Annotated in this window: 14 protein-coding genes and 1 tRNA gene; 5 read left to right on the forward strand and 10 right to left on the reverse strand. The window is 73.1% G+C overall.

All coding sequences use genetic code 11. The features are described from left to right. The gene (locus tag D3A59_RS05655) at positions 1-528 is read right to left on the reverse strand and encodes a hypothetical protein (RefSeq protein ID WP_157991409.1); all 528 of its coding nucleotides are present in this window, start codon (positions 526-528) and stop codon (positions 1-3) included. Between the two features lie 35 nt (positions 529-563). Between D3A59_RS05655 and D3A59_RS05660 the strand changes: the two genes are divergently transcribed. Together D3A59_RS05660 and D3A59_RS05665 are read left to right on the forward strand one after the other, a co-directional pair. Further along, positions 564-1,832: a CaiB/BaiF CoA transferase family protein gene (locus tag D3A59_RS05660; protein ID WP_119153915.1), complete on the forward strand. Its 1,269-nt coding sequence runs from the start codon at positions 564-566 to the stop codon at positions 1,830-1,832. Between the two features lies 1 nt (position 1,833). Next, complete coding sequence (locus D3A59_RS05665) at positions 1,834-2,535, forward strand: alpha/beta fold hydrolase (RefSeq protein ID WP_119153916.1); 702 nt, start codon at positions 1,834-1,836, stop codon at positions 2,533-2,535. Between the two features lie 30 nt (positions 2,536-2,565). Here the strand turns inward: D3A59_RS05665 and D3A59_RS05670 are convergent, their stop codons facing one another. The 5 genes from D3A59_RS05670 to D3A59_RS05690 all read right to left on the reverse strand — a co-directional run bounded on the left by D3A59_RS05670 (position 2,566) and on the right by D3A59_RS05690 (position 7,898). Next, complete coding sequence (locus D3A59_RS05670; protein WP_157991410.1) at positions 2,566-4,467, reverse strand: SLC13 family permease; 1,902 nt, start codon at positions 4,465-4,467, stop codon at positions 2,566-2,568. Positions 4,468-4,534: 67 nt separating this feature from the next. Then, positions 4,535-5,680 carry an acyltransferase family protein gene (locus D3A59_RS05675; RefSeq protein ID WP_157991411.1) on the reverse strand — a complete coding sequence of 382 codons (1,146 nt, stop codon included), beginning with the start codon at positions 5,678-5,680 and terminating at the stop codon, positions 4,535-4,537. 25 nt (positions 5,681-5,705) lie between these two features. After that, positions 5,706-5,781: transfer RNA gene (locus tag D3A59_RS05680), tRNA-Gly, on the reverse strand. An 83-nt stretch (positions 5,782-5,864) separates the two neighbouring features. Then, positions 5,865-6,824, reverse strand: coding sequence for a YihY/virulence factor BrkB family protein (locus tag D3A59_RS05685; protein WP_119153919.1), 960 nt, complete (start codon positions 6,822-6,824; stop codon positions 5,865-5,867). A gap of 27 nt (positions 6,825-6,851) precedes the next feature. Beyond that, positions 6,852-7,898, reverse strand: a complete 1,047-nt coding sequence (locus tag D3A59_RS05690; RefSeq protein ID WP_119153920.1) for an alpha/beta fold hydrolase — start codon at positions 7,896-7,898, stop codon at positions 6,852-6,854. Positions 7,899-8,001: 103 nt separating this feature from the next. On the opposite strand from D3A59_RS05690, the gene D3A59_RS05695 reads away from it, so the two are divergent. Next, positions 8,002-9,009, forward strand: coding sequence for a M28 family peptidase (locus D3A59_RS05695; protein WP_205665121.1), 1,008 nt, complete (start codon positions 8,002-8,004; stop codon positions 9,007-9,009). 43 nt (positions 9,010-9,052) lie between these two features. Here D3A59_RS05695 and D3A59_RS05700 read toward each other — a convergent pair whose 3' ends face one another. Beyond that, positions 9,053-9,430, reverse strand: a complete 378-nt coding sequence (locus D3A59_RS05700; RefSeq protein WP_119153921.1) for a PH domain-containing protein — start codon at positions 9,428-9,430, stop codon at positions 9,053-9,055. A 218-nt stretch (positions 9,431-9,648) separates the two neighbouring features. Here D3A59_RS05700 and D3A59_RS25800 point away from each other — a divergent pair, with 218 nt between their 5' ends. Both D3A59_RS25800 and D3A59_RS05705 read left to right on the forward strand, forming a co-directional pair. Next, positions 9,649-10,005 carry a hypothetical protein gene (locus D3A59_RS25800; protein ID WP_170162303.1) on the forward strand — a complete coding sequence of 119 codons (357 nt, stop codon included), beginning with the start codon at positions 9,649-9,651 and terminating at the stop codon, positions 10,003-10,005. 241 nt (positions 10,006-10,246) lie between these two features. Beyond that, positions 10,247-14,524, forward strand: coding sequence for a diguanylate cyclase domain-containing protein (locus tag D3A59_RS05705; protein ID WP_170162304.1), 4,278 nt, complete (start codon positions 10,247-10,249; stop codon positions 14,522-14,524). 211 nt (positions 14,525-14,735) lie between these two features. On the opposite strand, the gene D3A59_RS05710 is transcribed toward D3A59_RS05705, so the two are convergent. The 3 genes from D3A59_RS05710 to D3A59_RS05725 form a co-directional block, all read right to left on the reverse strand. Then, positions 14,736-14,945 carry a hypothetical protein gene (locus D3A59_RS05710; protein ID WP_119153923.1) on the reverse strand — a complete coding sequence of 70 codons (210 nt, stop codon included), beginning with the start codon at positions 14,943-14,945 and terminating at the stop codon, positions 14,736-14,738. Between the two features lie 263 nt (positions 14,946-15,208). Next, positions 15,209-16,192, reverse strand: coding sequence for a Bug family tripartite tricarboxylate transporter substrate binding protein (locus tag D3A59_RS05715; protein WP_119153924.1), 984 nt, complete (start codon positions 16,190-16,192; stop codon positions 15,209-15,211). 342 nt (positions 16,193-16,534) lie between these two features. Continuing rightward, a partial coding sequence (locus tag D3A59_RS05725) for a Bug family tripartite tricarboxylate transporter substrate binding protein (RefSeq protein WP_272868049.1) occupies positions 16,535-16,993 on the reverse strand: 459 nt, incomplete at its 5' end.

Raw genomic sequence — 16,993 nt, forward strand, 5'->3', positions numbered from 1 at the left:
TCAGGACGACAGCCGCAGTCCGCTGAAGAACGCCTCGACCGCCTCGGCCTGCGGCGCCTCCCCGGCGCTGACGATGCTGGCCTGGTAGACCCGCGTCGCGTGCACGAAGAAGGCCGATTCCTGGCGCACCGCGCGGCCGTCGGGCAGCCTGCCCTCCACGCTCAGCCGCTCGGCCCGGGCGTTCGGCGTCATGCCGGGCACCGCGGCGGGCACGCTGCGCCTCGCCTCGCCGCGCACGTTGGCGAGCGCCGCGCCGCGCAACTCCGCCAGGGCGGAGCCGACGCGCGCCGGCTCCTTCACATCGGCAAACGACACAGCATAGGTGCTGCCGCCGGCCGTGCAGGCGAGCATGGACATTTCCGTCTCGGCGCCGGCGAGCGCCAGCCGGCGGGCGTGGCTCACGGGCTTGCAGGGGAACATCGCCTCGAGCGTCGAGCCCTCGGGCCGCACCTGGCGCCAGTCGAGCGTCGGCGAGCACGCCGCGGTACCGAGCGCGGCGAGCGCCGCCATCCACATCCTTGCCTGCATCGCGCGATTATCCGGCGCGCGCCGACAATCGCGGCATGACCGCCTCCGCTCCCCCCTGCCCCGAGGCCGCGCCGCCGCTCGCCGGCGTGCGCGTGCTCGACCTGTCGCGCGTGCTCGCCGGCCCCTGGTGCACGCAGATCCTCGCCGACCTCGGCGCCGACGTGATCAAGGTCGAGCGTCCGGCCCGCGACGGCGGGCGCGGCGGCGACGACACGCGCGGCTGGGGTCCGCCCTACCTGAAGGACCGCGAGGGCCGCGACACCGGCGAGTCGGCCTACTTCCTGAGCTGCAACCGCAACAAGCGCTCGATCACGGTGGACCTGGCCCACCCCGAGGGCGCCGCGCTGCTGCGCGAGCTCGCCGCGCGCAGCGACGTGCTGGTCGAGAACTTCAAGGTCGGCAACCTCGCGAAGTACGGGCTGGACGCCGCGAGCCTCGCCGAAGTCAACCCCGGCCTCGTCTACTGCTCGATCACCGGCTTCGGCCAGGACGGGCCGATGGCGGAGCTCGCCGGCTACGACCTGATGGTGCAGGGGCTCGGCGGCTTGATGAGCATCACCGGCGAGCCCGACGGCCGGCCCGGCGGCGGACCGCAGAAGGTCGGCGTCGCGGTGGTGGACCTGATGACGGGGCTGTACGCGACGGTCGCGATCCAGGCCGCGCTCGCGGCACGCGCGCGCACCGGGCGCGGCCAGCACGTCGACGCGGCGCTCTTCGACACGCAGCTCGCGATGCTCGCCAACCTCGGCTCGAGCGCGCTGCTGTCGGGCGCCGCGCCGCGGCGCGTCGGCAACGCGCACCCGAGCATCGCGCCCTACCAGAGCTTCTCCACCGCCGACGGCCACATGCTGGTCGCGGTCGGCAACGACGCCCAGTTCGCGCGCTACTGCGCCGCGCTCGGCCACGCGGAGTGGTCGGCGGACGCGCGCTTCGAGACCAACGACGCGCGCGTGCGCCACCGCGACGAGCTCGTCGCGCTGCTCGCGCCGGCGATGCTCGGGCGCACCACCGCCGAATGGATCGCCGCGCTCGACGCGCTGAAGGTGCCGTGCGGGCCGATCAACGACGTCGCGCAGGCGCTCGCGCTGCCGCAGACCGCGGCACGCGGCATGGTGCGCGAGCTGCCGCACCCGTTGTCGGACGCGCTGCGCGTGGTCGGCAGCCCGATCCGGCTGTCGCAAACGCCGGTGCAGTACCGGCGCCCGCCGCCGCTGCTCGGCGAGCACACCGGCGAGGTGCTGCAACAATGGCTGGGCCTGGACGCCGGGCGGCTCGACGAACTCAAGCGCAAGGGAGTGATCTGAGATGGCCGATTTCGTGCTCGTGCATGGCGCCTGGCATGGCGCCTGGTGCTGGAAGCGGGTGCTGCCGGGGCTGTGGGCCGCCGGCCACCGCGCCTGGGCGGTGACGCTCACCGGGGTGGGCGAGCGCGCGCACCTGCTGTCGCCGGCGATCACGCTGGAGACGCACGTGCAGGACGTCGCGGCGGTGATCGAGGCCGAGGAGCTCGAGCGCGTCGTGCTCGTCGGCCACAGCTACGGCGGCATGGTCGTCACCGGCGTCGCCGACCGGCTCGCGCCGCGCATCGCGCACCTGGTCTACCTCGATGCGGTGATCCCCGAGCCGGGGCAGAGCTGGTCGAGCGGCCACACGCCCGAGACGCAGGCCGCGCGGCGCGCGGCGATCGCGGCCACCGGCACGCTGGCGCCGGCGGACCCGGCGCTGTTCGGCCTCGCCGGCGCCGACGCCGACTGGGTGGCGCGCCGCCAGACGCCGCAGCCCGGCGGCGTCTACGACGCGCCGCTGCACTTCGACGCGGCGCGCGTCGCGGCGCTGCCGCGCACCTTCGTCGACTGCACCGCGCCGGCGCTGCCGACCATCCACGCCTCGCGGCGCCGCGTGCGAGCCGAGCCCGGCTGGCGGCTCGTCGAGATCGCCACCGGTCACGACGCGATGATCAGCGCGCCAGAAGAAACGCTGCGCGCGCTGCTCGCGGCAGCGCACTGAGCCGGTTCACGACGGCACGGCGCCGCCGGCTCACAGCCCGTAGCGCCAGCTCAGCAGCGCGGTGAGGATTCCCCACATCAGCAGGAACAGCGGCGTGCCGACGCGCACGAAGTCGCCGAAGCGGTAGCCCGCCGCGTTCATCACCAGCAGGTTGGTCTGGTAGCCCATCGGCGTGAGGTAGCAGAGGTTGCAGCCGAACAGCACCGCGAGCACGTAGGGCTCGGGCGGCACGCCGAGCGCGCGCGCCATCTCGATGCCCAGCGGCGTGCCGATCGCCGCCGCGGCGTTGTTCGACACGAAGTTGGTCAGCAGCCCCATCAGGCCCATCAGCAGCGCCAGCACCCAGTGCGGCGCCAGCCCGCCCGACAGCGCGACGAGCTGCTGGGCGAGGTAGGCGGTGGCCCCGGTCACCGACAGCGCCTGGCCGAGCGCGAGGCTCGAGGCCACCAGCAGGATCACCTTGGCCGACAGCGCCGCGCCGACGTCGCTCCAGGTCAGGCCGCGCGTCATCAGCAGCAGCAACACGCCGGCGAGCGCCGCGACCTCGATCGGCAGCAGCTTGGTGCCGGCGAGCACCACGACGCAGGCCATCGTCAGCAGCGCGAGCCAGGCCTTGTCCTGGCGCGGCAGCACGTAGCGCGCGTCGAGCAGCAGGCCGAGCCCGTCGCGCTGCGCGTCCTGCACCGCGGTGCCGGCGCCCTGCACCAGCAGCACGTCGCCGGGCTCGAGCCGGCGGTCGAACAGGTCCTCGCGCAGCCAGGCCGAGGCGGTGCGCGCGGGCCGCAGGCCGACTGCGGCGAGGTGGTAGTGCTCGACGAGGCGGTGCTGCCGCACGGTGCGGCCGGTAAGGGGCGACTGCGGCGTGACGACGAGCTGCGCGATGACCGCCTTGGCCGCCGGCGTGCCGGCGGACGTCGCCTCGGCGTCCTCCGCCTCGCTCTCGACCACGGCCTTCACGTCCTCCTCCTGCTCGGGGCGCAGCCCGTGCAGTCGCGCCTTCAGCAGCGTCTCGAACTCCTTCAGGTTCTCGATCGTGTCCTGCAGCAGCAGCCGGTCGCCCGCGTGCAGCCGCATCGTCGGTAGGCGCGTGCGGTCGCGCCCCTTCGCATCGCGCACCGCCACGATGCGCATGCGCCCCTCGGTGGCCTCCATCGCCTCGCGCAGCTGCCGCCCCTCGAGCCAGTCCTGCGGCTCGATCTGCAGCTCCGCGTCGAACACGTCCTGCGCATAGTCGTCGTCCCGTGCCGGGACCGAGCGCAGCAGGCGCGGCGCCACCAACCAGAGGTAGAGCAGCGCCGGCACCGCCGCCATCGCCACGATCGGGTAGAAGCTGAAGAGGGTCAGCCTCGGGCCGCCCAGATCCGAGGACATCGTCGCGACGATCAGGTTGGTCGAGGTGCCGATCGTCGTCGCCATGCCGCCGATCAGCACCGCGTAGTTCATCGGCATCAGCGCCATGGCCGGCGGTGCCTTCGCGCGGCGCAGCGCGGCGATCAGCAGCGGGATCAGCAGCACCACCACCGGCGTGTCGTTGATGAAGCCGCTGGTCGCCATCGCCCCTGCCAGCACCAGCAGCAGCGTCATGCCCGGCCGCTGCGTCAGCAGGCCCGACAGGCGCCGCGCCAGCGGCTCGAGCGCGCCGGTGACGACCAGCGCATGGCCGAGCACCATCAGCGAGCAGATCGCCACCAGCGCCGGGTGGCCGAAGCCCTCGAAGAAGGTCGCGGGCTTCAGCGGCCCACGTGGCGTCTGGAGCGGGAAGGCCAGGAACAGCAGCGGCAGCCCGACCAGGATGCCGAGGCAGACCGACGCGATCGGCAGCCGATCCCACACGAAGAGCACGAGCACGACCGCGGTGAAGACCAGCACCAGCACGCCATGCGCGCCGAGCCCGGGAATTGCCAGTGTCGCGAGCCAGGACCCCGCATCCATTTCGTCCCTCCTCCAGGTGTTGCCCGAGGAGAGCAGCCGGCGTGCCGGCTCCGGCCAGGCGGGCCTGCTACGGCAAGGCCTGCCACAGGCCGGCGAGCGCCAGCCCGAGCAGGAGCAGCAGCGACTGCCGCCGGGTGCGCCCCGCGGCCGGGCCGCCGCGCGCGAGCCAGGCGGCGGCCGGCTGCTCGACATGGCGCTGCACCAGCGCGGCCAGCGCGAGGCTCGCGAGCCAGGTCAGCACGAGCGCGGCGGCGTTGAGCGCCGCGTCGTCCGGTGCGACGCGCTGCACGAGCGCCGCCACGAGCAGCATCACCGGGAAATGCACGAGGAAGGTGGCGTAGGAAGTACGCGCCAAAAGGCCGACGAGGCGATCGGCTGCCGCCGGCCAGCGCGGCAGGGGCCGGCGCGTCAGCCCCCACACCAGCAGCGCGGTGCCGAGCGCGAGCGCGAGGCGCACGCGGAAGTCCGCCGCGAGCGCGCCGAGCGCCAGCAGCACGATCGCCACCGCGGCGCCGCGGGCGGCGGCCGGCCCCGCGAGCCAGGCCGCGGCGATGCCGAGCGCGTAGGAGCCGAAGAAGTACGGCCCCCAGGCGTCCCAGCCGGGGTCGCGGTTGAAGTGCCACATCGACGCGCCGGCCAGCAGCACGACCATCATCGGCAGCAAGGTTTGCGCCCTCATGCCGAGCCGGGGGGCGAGCCCGCGCGCCAGCCATGCCAGGCCCGCGAGCAGCGCGAACAGCTGGAGGTCGATCGCGACGTACCAGACGCCGGCCGACAGCGAGTCGATGCCGAGCACGGTGTGCAGCAGCAGCAGGTGGGCGAGCAACTCTCCGCTCGCCGGCGACTGCGGTATCACCTCGTGATCCATCGAGAGCCGCGCGAGCGTGGCGGCGGCCACCGCCAGCGCGAGCGCCACCCAGTAGGCGGGCATCAGCCGGGCGGCACGCCGCCCGAGTTGCCGCAGGGGATGCAGCGGCGCGGGCCGGGCATCGGGGGCGAGCGACTTCGCCGCCAGGAAGCCGGCGAGCACGAGGAACACCTGCACGGCGAGCCGGCCGTGTTGCGCGAGCGCCTCGAACAGCGCCGGGGCGAGCGCCTGCGCCGCACCCGACATCGGGCCGTAGTACGCGAGGTGGTGCCAGACGATCAGCTGCGCCGCGAGCGCGCGCAGCAATTCCAGCTCCGCCAAGCGGCGGCGGTCGGACTCGGACAATTTCAGGAAATGGTGAGAAAAACGATGGAGCGGGAGACGAGTCTCGAACTCGCGACCTCAACCTTGGCAAGGTTGCGCTCTACCAACTGAGCTACTCCCGCATCGTCTTCAGCCTTGCGCTGAAGGAAGAATTGAATTCTATAACGGAAAAAGCGGGCTTGTCACCCCCTCTGGGGAATTTTTTTCAAGGGACCGTGCGACCGCGCCGGGAGGCCGTCGGGCCCGCGGCCGCGGCGGGACCCTCCAGCGGGGCGGTGCGCGTCGGCGTGGGGGTCGCGGGGGCCGGCCGTGGCCGCCCCTTCAGCGAGCCGTGGCGGTGCGCGTAGACCCAGGTGAACTCGGCGCCGAGCAGGAAGATCTGCGCCGAGTAGTAGACCCAGACCAGCACCACGATCAGCGACGCGGCGGCACCGAAGCCCGAGGCGATGCCGCTGTGGCCGATGTACTGGCCGATCAGGAACTTGCCGACCGCGAACAGCAGCGAAGTCACGGCCGCGCCGATCCAGACGTCGTGCCAGGCGATCTTCACCCTCGGCATCATCTTGTAGATCATCGCGAACAGCACGGTGATGAGGCCGTAGCTGACGAGCAGGTTCAGCACGCTCGCAAGCACCTGCCAGCCGCCGAGCCGCTCGCCCCACCAGCGGCCGAGCGCCGCGAGCGCGGCGCTGGCGACCAGCGACACGATCAGCAGGAAGCCGATGCCGAGGATCATGCCGAAGGACAGCAGCCTTGCGCGCACCAGGCCCCAGAGGCCGCCGGTCTTGTCGCGCGCCGGCGCGCGCCAGATCCGGTCGAGCGCGTCCTGCAACTCGGCGAACACCGTGGTGGCGCCCACCAGCAGCACGACGATGCTGACGGCGGTCGCGAGCACGCCGGTGCCGGTGCGGCGAAAGCTTTCCAGCAATCCCTGCAGCGCGATCGCGCCCTCCTTGCCCATCAGGCCGGAGAGCTGCTCGAAGATCTCGCCGCGCGCCGCCTCCTCGCCGAACACCAGCCCGGCCACCGCGATCACGATCAGCAGCAGCGGCGCGATGGAGAACACCGTGTAGTAGGCCAGCGCCGCGCCCATGCTCGGCGCGTAGTCCTCGCTCCATGAGCCGACGGCTTCCTTGGCGAGACTCCAGATCTCGTTGAGCTGCATGCCACGCTCGAGCAAACCGGATGCCGCTCAGGCCAGGGCGGCTCGTGCCGCGCCTGCGCCGCGCGGTGCCGACGCGCGATGCACTGCCGGCACCGAGCTGCCGGCCATCTCCATCGCGGCATCGACCGCCGCGAGCACCGCGGCGGGGGCGACGTGGTGCACCATGTGGCCGGCGCCGTGCACCTGCACCAGGCGGCTGTCGGGCAGGCGCCGGTGCAGCCGCAGCGTCTGCCAGCCCGGGCTGACCTCGCGGTCGCCGTCGCCGCTCAGCAGCACCGCCGGCACCGCGAGACCGCGGTAGCCGCTCGATAGCGCTGCCGCGCCCGCGACCATCAGCGCGCGCTCGGCGGCGGTCGCCTGCAGCTGCGAGGGACGCAGCGCCATCCAGACCGGAAAGCGCCGGCGGAAGGCCTCGGGCACGGGCGACGGCGCGAACAGGTGCCGCACCATCAGCGGCCACATCAGCCGCCCGAGCAGCGGCGAGACCGTGTGGCGCATCAGCGTGCCGAGCAGCGGCAGCGCGGGCGCCGAGAAGAAGGGCAGCTCCAGCCGCGGCGTCGGGAAGTAGTAGCCCGAGGCCAGCACCAGCGCGCGCAACGACTGCGGGTGGCGCAGGCCCATCGCGATCGCCACTTGCGTGCCGGCCGAATGCCCCAGCACCACCGGGTCGAGGATGCCGAGCGCGCCGAGCGCCGCGTGCAGCAGCTCGGCCTGCGCCTGTGCCGTCCAGACCGTCCCGCGCGGTCGCTCGCTGTAGCCGTAGCCCGGGCGGTCGAAGGCGATCACGCGGTAGCGCGGCCGCGCCAGCGCGACGAGACCGCTGATGTCGAACTCCTCGGCGAGCGTGCCGTTGCCGTGCAGCAGCACCAGCGGCGGGCCCTCGCCGCCGAAGTCGCGGTAGTGCAGGCGCACGCCCCGCACCGTGACGAAGCGGCCGAGCGGCGGGAAGTCGCGCTCGGCCTGCCGCGAGCGCCGGTGCACCGCGAGGCCGCACAGCGCGAGCACGGCCGCGGCGGCAAGCAGCATCGAGGGCCGCCGGGAGGGCGGGCGGAAGCGTCGGTCGACGAGGTTCATGCGGGAGCTCCAGGGAGTGGACGGCCCTGCCCACGCAGCAAGCCCGGATCCCGCCGCAACGTCGCCCGGGCCGGCGCGGCATGCCGCTTGCCGCGCCGGCCTCATGAAGACGAAGACGCGCGGCCTGCTGGGACTCGGACTGCTCGGCATGCTGGCCTGTGCGGCGCTCGCCGCCTGCGGGCCGCGCGGCGCCGCGAAGGAGCCCGCGGCTTCGTCCCCGGCCCCCGCGCCGCCCGCCGGGGCGGCGGAGGCTCCCTCGCCCGAGCGGCTGCAGGCGCATGTGCGGGCGCTGAGCGAGCGCTTCGTGCCGCGCGACCACCGACATCCCGAGCAGCTCGACCGCGCCGCCGCCTACATCCGCGCCGAGTTCGAGCGCAGCGGCCTGCGCACCGAGGAGCAGGTCTTCGAAGCGGGCGGGCGCCGCTACCGCAACGTGATCGCGAGCCTCGGCCCCGCGCAGGGCGAGCGCGTGATCGTCGGCGCGCACTACGACGCCGCGGGCGAGTTGCCGGGCGCCGACGACAACGCGAGCGGCGTCGCCGGGCTGCTGGAGCTCGCCGCCCTGCTGCGCGACGCAGCGCCGGCGCGGCGCGTCGAGCTGATCGCCTACTCGCTGGAGGAGGCGCCCTGGTTCGCCACCGACGGCATGGGCAGCGCGGTGCATGCGCAGTCGCTGCGCCGGCAGGGCGTGGCGGTGACGGCGATGCTGTCGCTGGAGATGATCGGCTACTTCAGCGATGCCCCGGGCAGCCAGCAATATCCGCTGCCGCAGATGCACGCGCTCTACCCCCCGCGAGGCGACTTCATCGGCGTCGTCGGCCGCGAGGCGGAAGCGGGGCTGGTGCGGCGCATCGAGGCGGCGATGCGCGCGGCCTCGCCGCTGCCGGTGCACTCGATCGCCGCGCCGGCGGCGGTGCCCGGCATCGGCCTGTCCGACCACTCGAGCTACTGGAGAAGCGGCTACCCGGCGGTGATGGTCACCGACACCGCCTTCTACCGCAACCCGAACTACCACACCGCCGGCGACACCGCCGACACGCTCGACTACCGGCGCATGGCCGAGGTGGTGCGCGGCGTCGGGGCGGCGGTGCGCGAGCTGGCCGCGCGATAGGCCCTGCCGCAGGCGGCAGCGCCACGAGGCCGGCGCACGCGCCTCACTTGCAGACGAACTCGGCCAGCGCGCGCTGGATCGCGAACAGGTTGCGGTCCGAGTTGAACTGGCGCGAGATCGGCTGGGCATGCCCGCTCACCCAGATCTTCACCTCCGCGTCGAGGTCGAAGTGGCCGCGGCTCTCGCAGGAGAAACAGGTGATCGCGCGGTAGGGCACGCTCAGGTACTCCTTCTTCGAGCCGGTGATGCCCTGCTTGTCGATGAAGATCAGGCGCCGGTTGGTGAAGACCACCAGGTCGCGCACCAGCTTGTAGGCCTGCTGGATGGTCTCCTGCGGCGCGAGCATCGCCTCGAGCTGCGCCTCCAGCTGCTCCACGCTGGTCTCGGACGCATGGCCGAGCAGTCCGGACAACAAACCCATGCCCCTCTCCTTGTGCTGTACGGGCCGCCGGCCGCGAAGGCCCGGCCGGCCGGAACCGCGACTGTAGGGCATCACCGGTGCCTCCGGCCGTCGTCGCAAGGCGTGCGGCAGCGCGGCAAGTTTCCCTGCCGGACGGGCCGGACCCCAGGCCGACATCTCAAGTTCCTCCAGCGCGAGCCGATAGCAATGTAAGCCCAAGGTAAGAAAGGAGAGACTTCTTGTCACCCGCCCACTGGAAGACCGGCGCGCTGTGCCGGGCAATGCAGTCGCGTGCGCGAGGAACGACGGAAGCGCTCTCCGCCGACCCTGCCGGCACGCTCGCGCGCCGGCAGGAGCGCCGCAGCGCGCAGGAGACGGCCGACATCGGGCGCGAGGCGACGTGGCGGCACGCGCTCATGCTCGGGCCGGCGCTGCCAAGCGCCGATGCCGTCGCGCCCGGCGAACCACCGCAGACCGACCGCAGCCATGGCGAACTGTCGTGCTGCACTGGGCCGCTGGCGACGGACGGGTTCAGCCCGGCGCCGACGCACGACGCGCCTGCATCAGGGGGCCGCCTCGGCTTGCAGGCGGCATGAAAGGAGGCCATCGCGGACCCGAAGGCGACGGGATGCCGCAGGCAGCAGCGCCTCGCGACCCGGCCGGCATGCCGCCCCGCCCTGCTGCAGCCGATTCCTTGCAACGCAGGCCGCGGCAGGACACGGACCGGTCCTGCCCGCTGAACGACACGGGCTCGGCCCGCCGACGCACATGCGTTCCGCCTCGCCCGGCGACCCTCCCGCACGAGACCCTGCGATGAACACGATTTGCGATTTTTCCGTGCCCCTGCGTCCCGAAGACCCTGCGACCATCCTCGAGCGCGTCACGGACGCGTTCTTCGCCGTCGACGCCGGGTGGCGCTTCACGTACGTCAACGCGCGGGCCGAAGCCTTGCTGCGCCGGCCGGCCTCGGAGCTCCTCGGGCAGGAACTCTGGACCGCGTTCCCGCAGGCGCTCGGCTCGATCTTCGAGCACCGCTACCGGCAGGCCCTGGCCGAACAGCAGACCGTGTGCTTCGAAGCCGGCTTCCCCCCGCTCGACCTCTGGGTCGAGGTCAGGGCCTACCCGGGCCCCGGGGGCCTGTCGGTCTATTTCCGCGACGTCACCGCGCAGCGGCAGGCCGAGGCCGCGCTGCAGGAGCGCGAGGAGCGTCTGCGGCTCTTCATCGAGAACGCCTCGGACTCGCTGCTGCTGCTCGACCGCGAGTCCCGCTTCCTGTTCGTCAGCCCCACGCTGGAGCGCGACCTCGGCCATGCGCCGCAGCGGCTGCTCGGCACCCCGGCCTCCGCGCTCGTGCATCCCGAGGACTGGCCGGCCGCTGCCGTGGCGATCGAGCGGGCGTTCCGCCATCCCGGCACGACGCAGATCACCGAGGTCCGCGTGCGCGACGCGGCCGGCGCCTGGAGGCCCTGCGAGGCGGTGGGCCGCACCGGCCCGCCGGGTACCGCGGTGCAGGGCCTGATCGTCAACCTGCGGGACATGAGCGCATGGCAGGCGGCGGAGGCCGCGCGCCGTGCGGAAGCCGAGCGCTTCCGCGCGCTCAGCGCGTCCTCCCCGGTGGGCATCTTCCAGTCCGACGCCGAGGGCCGCATCACCTACGCGAACCCGCGCCTGCAGTCGATCTGGTGCATGACGGAGGCCGGGATGCTGGGCAGCGGCTGGCAGGCCCGGCTGCACCCGGATGACCTGCCGGCCGTGCTGGCCGCCTGGCGCGCCTCGCTGGAGGAAACGCAGGCTCGCGAGGAAAGCTACCGGCTGCTGCTGCCCGACGGCACGACGCGGCACGTCTGCGGGCAGGCGGCGCCGCTGCGCGACGCCTCGGGCGCGCTGATCGGCTCGGTCGGCACCGTGTGGGACGTCACCGAGCGCCGTCGCATCGAGCGCGCGCTGGCCGAGAGCGAGCGCAGCCTGCGCCTGGCGCTCGGCGCCGGCAGGATGGTGGCCTGGGACCGCGACCTGAAGACCGGCATGCTGCACGAGCGCGGCGGCATGCCGCTGCTGCCTCGTGCTCCTTGCACGGTCGTGCCGCAGGGCAGCGCGGAGGGTGGGCCCCACACCTGCCGGCACGGTCCCTATGTCGACTTCCTGTCCGGTGTGCTGCCCGAGGACCGCGGGCGCCTCGAGGTCGCCTGCACACGCGCGCTCGAGGGCCGCGGCGACTTCGACGAGGAGTTCCGCATCGTGCTGCCGAGCGGCGGGACACGCTGGCTGCACGCGATGGGGCGCGTGGTGCCCGGCGGCGACGGCACCCCGGAGCGCCTCGTCGGCGTGAGCCTGGACATCACCGAGCGCAAGGCGCTGGAGGCCGAGCTCACGCGACGAGCCCACCGCGACACGCTCACCCGGCTCGAGAACCGCGACCGCTTCCGCGAGCGCGTCGAGGACGCCCTCGCCGCCTTCGCGCGCCAGGGCGCCGGCGCGCCGCCGCCGGTCGTGCTCTTCGGCGACCTCGACGACTTCAAGACCGTCAACGACTCGCTCGGGCACGAGGCCGGCGACCGGCTGCTCGTCCTCGTGGCCGAGCGGCTGCAGCAGGCGGCCCGCGGCAGCGACAGCGTCGCCCGCCTCGGCGGCGACGAGTTCGCCGTCCTGCTCGGGCGGGTCCGCGACATCGGCGAGGCGGCCGCGATCGCGGCGCGCATCGTGGACTCGATCAACCAGCCCTTCCTGCTCGACGGGCGCCAGATCCACATCGGCGCAAGCATCGGCATCGCGATGGCACGGCCCGGCGACACGCCGCACGAGCTGCTGCGCAACGCCGATCTGGCGATGTACCGCGCCAAGAACGGCGGCAAGCGGCGGCACGAGACCTTCACGCCCGAGATGCACGCCGCGGCGCTCGACCGGCTCACGCTCGGCGACGACCTGCACCGCGCACTCGACGCCGGGGAGCTGCTGCTGCACTACCAGCCGATCGTCGAGCTGGGCAGCCGCCGCATCACCGGCGCCGAGGCGCTGATGCGCTGGCGCCATCCCGCGCGGGGCCTGGTTCCGCCCGGCACCTTCATACCGATCGCCGAGGAGACCGGCCTGATTCCGGCGCTGGGCCGCTGGGTGCTCGCCGAGGCCTGCGCGAACGCGGCGCGCTGGCCCCGCGCGGCCGATGCCCCCCCGCTCGCGCTCACGGTGAACGTCTCGGCGCGCCAGCTCCAGGAAGCGGGCCTCGTCGGCGACGTGCGCCGCGCGCTGCAGGACTGCGGCCTGCCGCCGTCCGCGCTGGTGCTGGAGATCACCGAGAGCACGCTGATGCAGGACCGCGAGCTGATGCTGCGGCGGCTGCAGGAGCTCAAGGCGCTGGGCGTGAAGATCGCGATCGACGACTTCGGCACCGGCTTCTCCTCGCTCGCCTACCTGCAGCGCTACCCGATCGACGTGCTGAAGATCGACAAGTCCTTCGTCGACCGCGTCGCCGAGGGCGACCGGGACGGCGCGGTGACGCGCACCATCGTCGCGCTGGCCGATGCGCTGGAGCTGCGCAGCGTCGCCGAGGGCGTCGAGCACGCGGAGCAGGAGGCCCGGCTGCTGCAGCTCGGCTGCCGCTTCGGGCAGGGTTACCTGTTCGCGCGCCCGATGCCCGGCGAGGCGCTCGACGCGCTGCTGCGGCAGCCCTTCCCCCTCGCCCCCCCGTCGCCGCCAGTGCGCGAGACCCCCGCCCCCCGCCCTTCCGCAGGCCGCGCGCCCCTGACTGCCGACGAGGACGCCCGGATCGCGCTGCTGAGCGCGATCGGCCTGCTGGACTCCGAGCCCGAAGCCGTCTTCGACCGCGTCACGCGCCTCGCATCGCGGCTGTTCGGCACGCCCATCGCGCTGATATCGCTGATCGACGAGCAGCGCCAGTGGTTCAAGTCGCGGGTCGGGATGGAGCCGAGCGAAACCCCGCGCGAGGGCGCCTTCTGCGCGCACGCGATCCACCAGCAGGAGCCGCTCGTCGTGCCGGACGCCCGGCGCGACGAGCGCTTCGCGGACAGCCCGCTGGTGAGCAGCGCCCCGCACATCCGCTTCTACGCGGGCGCGCCGCTGCGCTCGCTCGACGGCACCGCGCTCGGCACCCTCTGCGTCAAGGACCGCCTGCCCCGCGAGTTCTCGGCGCAGGACGCGGAACTGCTGCGGGACCTGGCGGCGATCGTCAGCCAGGAACTGGTGCACCGGGAGCTGGCACTGCGGGCCCGCTCGGCGCTGATCTTCCACGTCGAGACGGACGCCGAAGGCCGTGGCGCGACCTTCCGGCACGCGAGCGACAAGCTGGCGGAACTGGTCGGCAGCACGCCCGGGGAACTGCGGCAGCACCCGGACCGCTTCTTCTCGGCGCTGCATCCCGACGACCGCCTCAGCCTGCGGGAGCTTGCCGGGCAGCTCGGCAGCGGGGAAACGGGCCGGGTCTGCGAGTTCCGCCTAATGCGGACGCCGGGCGGCCCGACGACATGGTGCGAGGCCCATGTCAGCTCGCGCCGCCTGTCCGGCTCGAAGGTGCTGTGGACCGGGTACCTGGTCGACATCACCGGGCGCAAGGCGCTCGAGCAGCAGCTCACGCGGCTGGCCTACCACGACGCCTTGACGGGCCTCGAGAACCGGATGCGATTCCGCGAGCGCGTGGAGGCAGCGCTGGCCGTGCAGCGCGCCGGCGCAGACGCCGACGGCGTGCCGGCCGTGCTGTTCGCCGACCTCGACGACTTCAAGCCGGTCAACGACGCGCTCGGACACGAGGCCGGCGACCGGCTGCTGGTCCTGGTCGCGCAGCGGCTGCGTCAGGCCACCCGCGGCTCGGACACGGTGGCCCGGCTCGGCGGCGACGAGTTCGCGGTGCTGCTGGATCGGGTGCACAGCCTGGAGGAGGCCTCGCTGATCGCGCAGCGCATCGTCGACTCGGTCGCCGAGCCCTTCGTGCTGGACGGACAGCGCATCCGCATCGGCGCGAGCGTCGGCATCACGCTGGTGCGGCCCGAGGACACGCCGGAGGGCCTGCTGCGCAATGCCGACCTCGCGATGTACCGCGCCAAGCACCGCGGCAAGGGACGCCACGTGGCCGTCGCGCCGGGGAGGCAGACGTCGGCAGCGTGAAGGCCGCAGCGCCCATCGATTCCGCAGCGCCCGGGCCCCCGTTCCCGCAAGCAGCGCGGGCACCTTCGCGATCGGGGCGCGTCAGCGGCTAGGATGGTCTCGCCGCCCTCGCCAGTCTCGGGAGGACGGCACTCTGGCATGCTCCCCCGGACCGCCCACGCGGCCGGGGTTTTTTTTCGCCCTGCGGGACCTGCCCTTTGCAGAGCGGGGCTCAGCAGGCCTCGTCCTGCGCGTCGCCGGCGCGGCGGGTCGTGCCGGATGCCGGGCGGGCTTCCGCGGCGGGAAGCAGCGGCTTGTCGAGCGGGCGGTAGACGCGGCTGTTGAGCGCAGCCAGGCCGTCGGAGCGCTCGACGGCGGACACCACCGCGAGCGGATCGAGCATCAGGAAGAAAGGATTGGCGGCATGAGCTTCGGTGTACATGGGTGCGTGCCTTTCGGGAACGGTCTGTTCGGTCAGGACGCACTTTAGAAAACCGCGGCGCCGCCTTGCAGTGGGCGGCACGACAAACCGCTTGTCAGACGGATTCCTACGGGCCGACGGCCGCCCGGCGACAGGCGCGTGAGGCAGGGCCGAGGCGGCAGCGGCGGCCGCCTCCCGCAAGGAGGCGGCGACGGGAAGACGCCGGCGCGGCACCGGGTCGCCAGCAGCGAGCCGGCACTTCCGGGAGCCGGGCCTGCCGCCCCTCAGTCGGCCTTCACGTTGCCGGCCTTCACCACTTCCGCCCAGCGCGGGATCTCCCTGGCGATCAGGTCGCCGAAGGCCTGGGGCGAGGTCGGCGTCGGGATCGCGCCCTCGGTGGCCAGCTGCTCCGCCACGGCCGGCGTCTGCAGGATCTTGTTGATCTCGGCGTTCAGGCGGGCGACGGCGGCGGCGGGGGTGCCCGCCGGCGCGACGAAGCCGTACCACTGGTCCGCGTCGAAGCCGGGGAAGCCGCTCTCCGCCACGGTCGGCACCTCGGGCAGCGAGGCCAGGCGCTGCGGGCTCGAGACCGCCAGCGCGCGCAGCCGCCCGCTGCGCACGTGCGGCAGCACCACCGGGGCGCCGGTGAAGGTGGCGTCGACCTGCCCACTCAACAGGTCGGTCACGGACGGCGCCGTGCCCCGGTAGGGGATGTGCAGCATGAAGAACTTCGCCCGCAGCTTCAGGTACTCGAAGGTGATGTGCGCGGCGCTGCCGTTGCCCCCGGACGAGTAGGTCAGGCGACCCGGCTGGGCCCGGGCCTTCGCCACCAGGTCGGCCAGCGTCCTGACCGGCGAGTTCGCGTTCACCACCAGGATGTTGGGCACGCGCGCCACGAAGGCCACTGGAACGAAGCTCTTGAGCGGGTCATAAGCCAGCCTCGGATAGATCGAGGGGTTGACCGCCAGCGTGCCGACATGACCCATCAGCAGCGTGTTGCCGTCGGCTTCCGCACGCGCGGCTTCGGCGGCCCCCATCGAGCCGCCGGCCCCGGGCTTGTTTTCGATCACCACCGTCTGCCCCAGCGCAGGCCCCAGCTTGTTGCCAACGGCACGTGCGAGGATGTCGGCGGAGCCGCCCGGCGGGAAGGGCACGACGATGCGCAGCGGCTTGCCCGACTGCGCACGGGCAGCGGGCAAGGCCGCCGCCGCCATTGCCCCCAGCACCATCGCCCGGCGCACCCGCCCATGGTTGTTGTCCTGCGTCATCTTTGTCTCTCGTTTGTATTGGTTGGAAGGATCGAAGGGCCTGCGCCTGCGCAAGGCTCGCCCCGACCTCCGGATCATTGGCTGCGCTCGGCGATGTGCAATACGCGGTAGCCGCAGCGGCGGCAGGTTGGCACAGCGGCCTGCCGCGCCAGGACGCCCCTCAGGCCCGCGTCCTCCAACAGCATGGGAAGCCTGCCGGCAAGCAAGCAGATCACCCTCAGGCCCATGAAGTGGGTCATCCGGAGAGCCACCATCATCCGCCCCAGGCCCGCCGAGAACGGCACACGCGGCCGGGCGGGCGGGCGGTGAAGCCGCTGCTCGGGGCGGAGGGCGTTGAAGGGGTCAGTCGAGCGACACCTTCGCACGCCTGATCACGTCGGCGTACTTGGCCGATTCGGCCGCGACGAAGGCGTTGAAGAGCTGCGGCGTGGTCGGGAAGCTGTCGTAGCCGAAGGCGGCGTAGCGCTCCTTGACGTCGGGCTCGGCCAGCGCCGCCTCCACGTCCTTCTGGATCTTGTCCGCGACCGCCTTGGGCACGCCCTTGGGCGCCGCGAGCGTGGTCCAGCCGGTCAGCTCGTAGCCGGCCGGACCGCCCGACTCGGCCACCGTCGGCACGTCGGGGAAGGCGGGGTGGCGCTTGGGCGCCGTGACGGCGAGGAACTTGATCTTGCCCGCGCGCATCATCGGGCCGGCGGTGGCGAGCGAGCCGAGCGCGAAGTTCAGCTCGCCGTTGGCAACGCCCGTGTAGAGCATCGACGTCTCCTTGTAGATGACGTGCTGCATCTGCGTGCCGGTCATGCT

Origin of the sequence: Caldimonas tepidiphila (genome assembly GCF_003569765.1) — a bacterium.
Classification (GTDB): Bacteria; Pseudomonadota; Gammaproteobacteria; order Burkholderiales; family Burkholderiaceae_C; genus Caldimonas; species Caldimonas tepidiphila.

Excerpts from the sequence above, each read along its gene's own strand:
- D3A59_RS05670 (WP_157991410.1), bottom strand. The coding sequence starts at position 4,467 with ATGGATGCGGGGTCCTGGCTCGCGACACTGGCAATTCCCGGGCTCGGC.
- D3A59_RS05690 (WP_119153920.1), bottom strand. The coding sequence starts at position 7,898 with ATGAACCTCGTCGACCGACGCTTCCGCCCGCCCTCCCGGCGGCCCTCG.
- D3A59_RS05715 (WP_119153924.1), bottom strand. The coding sequence starts at position 16,192 with ATGACGCAGGACAACAACCATGGGCGGGTGCGCCGGGCGATGGTGCTG.
- D3A59_RS05695 (WP_205665121.1), top strand. The coding sequence starts at position 8,002 with ATGAAGACGAAGACGCGCGGCCTGCTGGGACTCGGACTGCTCGGCATG.
- D3A59_RS05710 (WP_119153923.1), bottom strand. The coding sequence starts at position 14,945 with ATGTACACCGAAGCTCATGCCGCCAATCCTTTCTTCCTGATGCTCGAT.
- D3A59_RS05660 (WP_119153915.1), top strand. The coding sequence starts at position 564 with ATGACCGCCTCCGCTCCCCCCTGCCCCGAGGCCGCGCCGCCGCTCGCC.
- D3A59_RS05700 (WP_119153921.1), bottom strand. The coding sequence starts at position 9,430 with ATGGGTTTGTTGTCCGGACTGCTCGGCCATGCGTCCGAGACCAGCGTG.
- D3A59_RS05685 (WP_119153919.1), bottom strand. The coding sequence starts at position 6,824 with ATGCAGCTCAACGAGATCTGGAGTCTCGCCAAGGAAGCCGTCGGCTCA.
- D3A59_RS05655 (WP_157991409.1), bottom strand. The coding sequence starts at position 528 with ATGCAGGCAAGGATGTGGATGGCGGCGCTCGCCGCGCTCGGTACCGCG.
- D3A59_RS05665 (WP_119153916.1), top strand. The coding sequence starts at position 1,834 with ATGGCCGATTTCGTGCTCGTGCATGGCGCCTGGCATGGCGCCTGGTGC.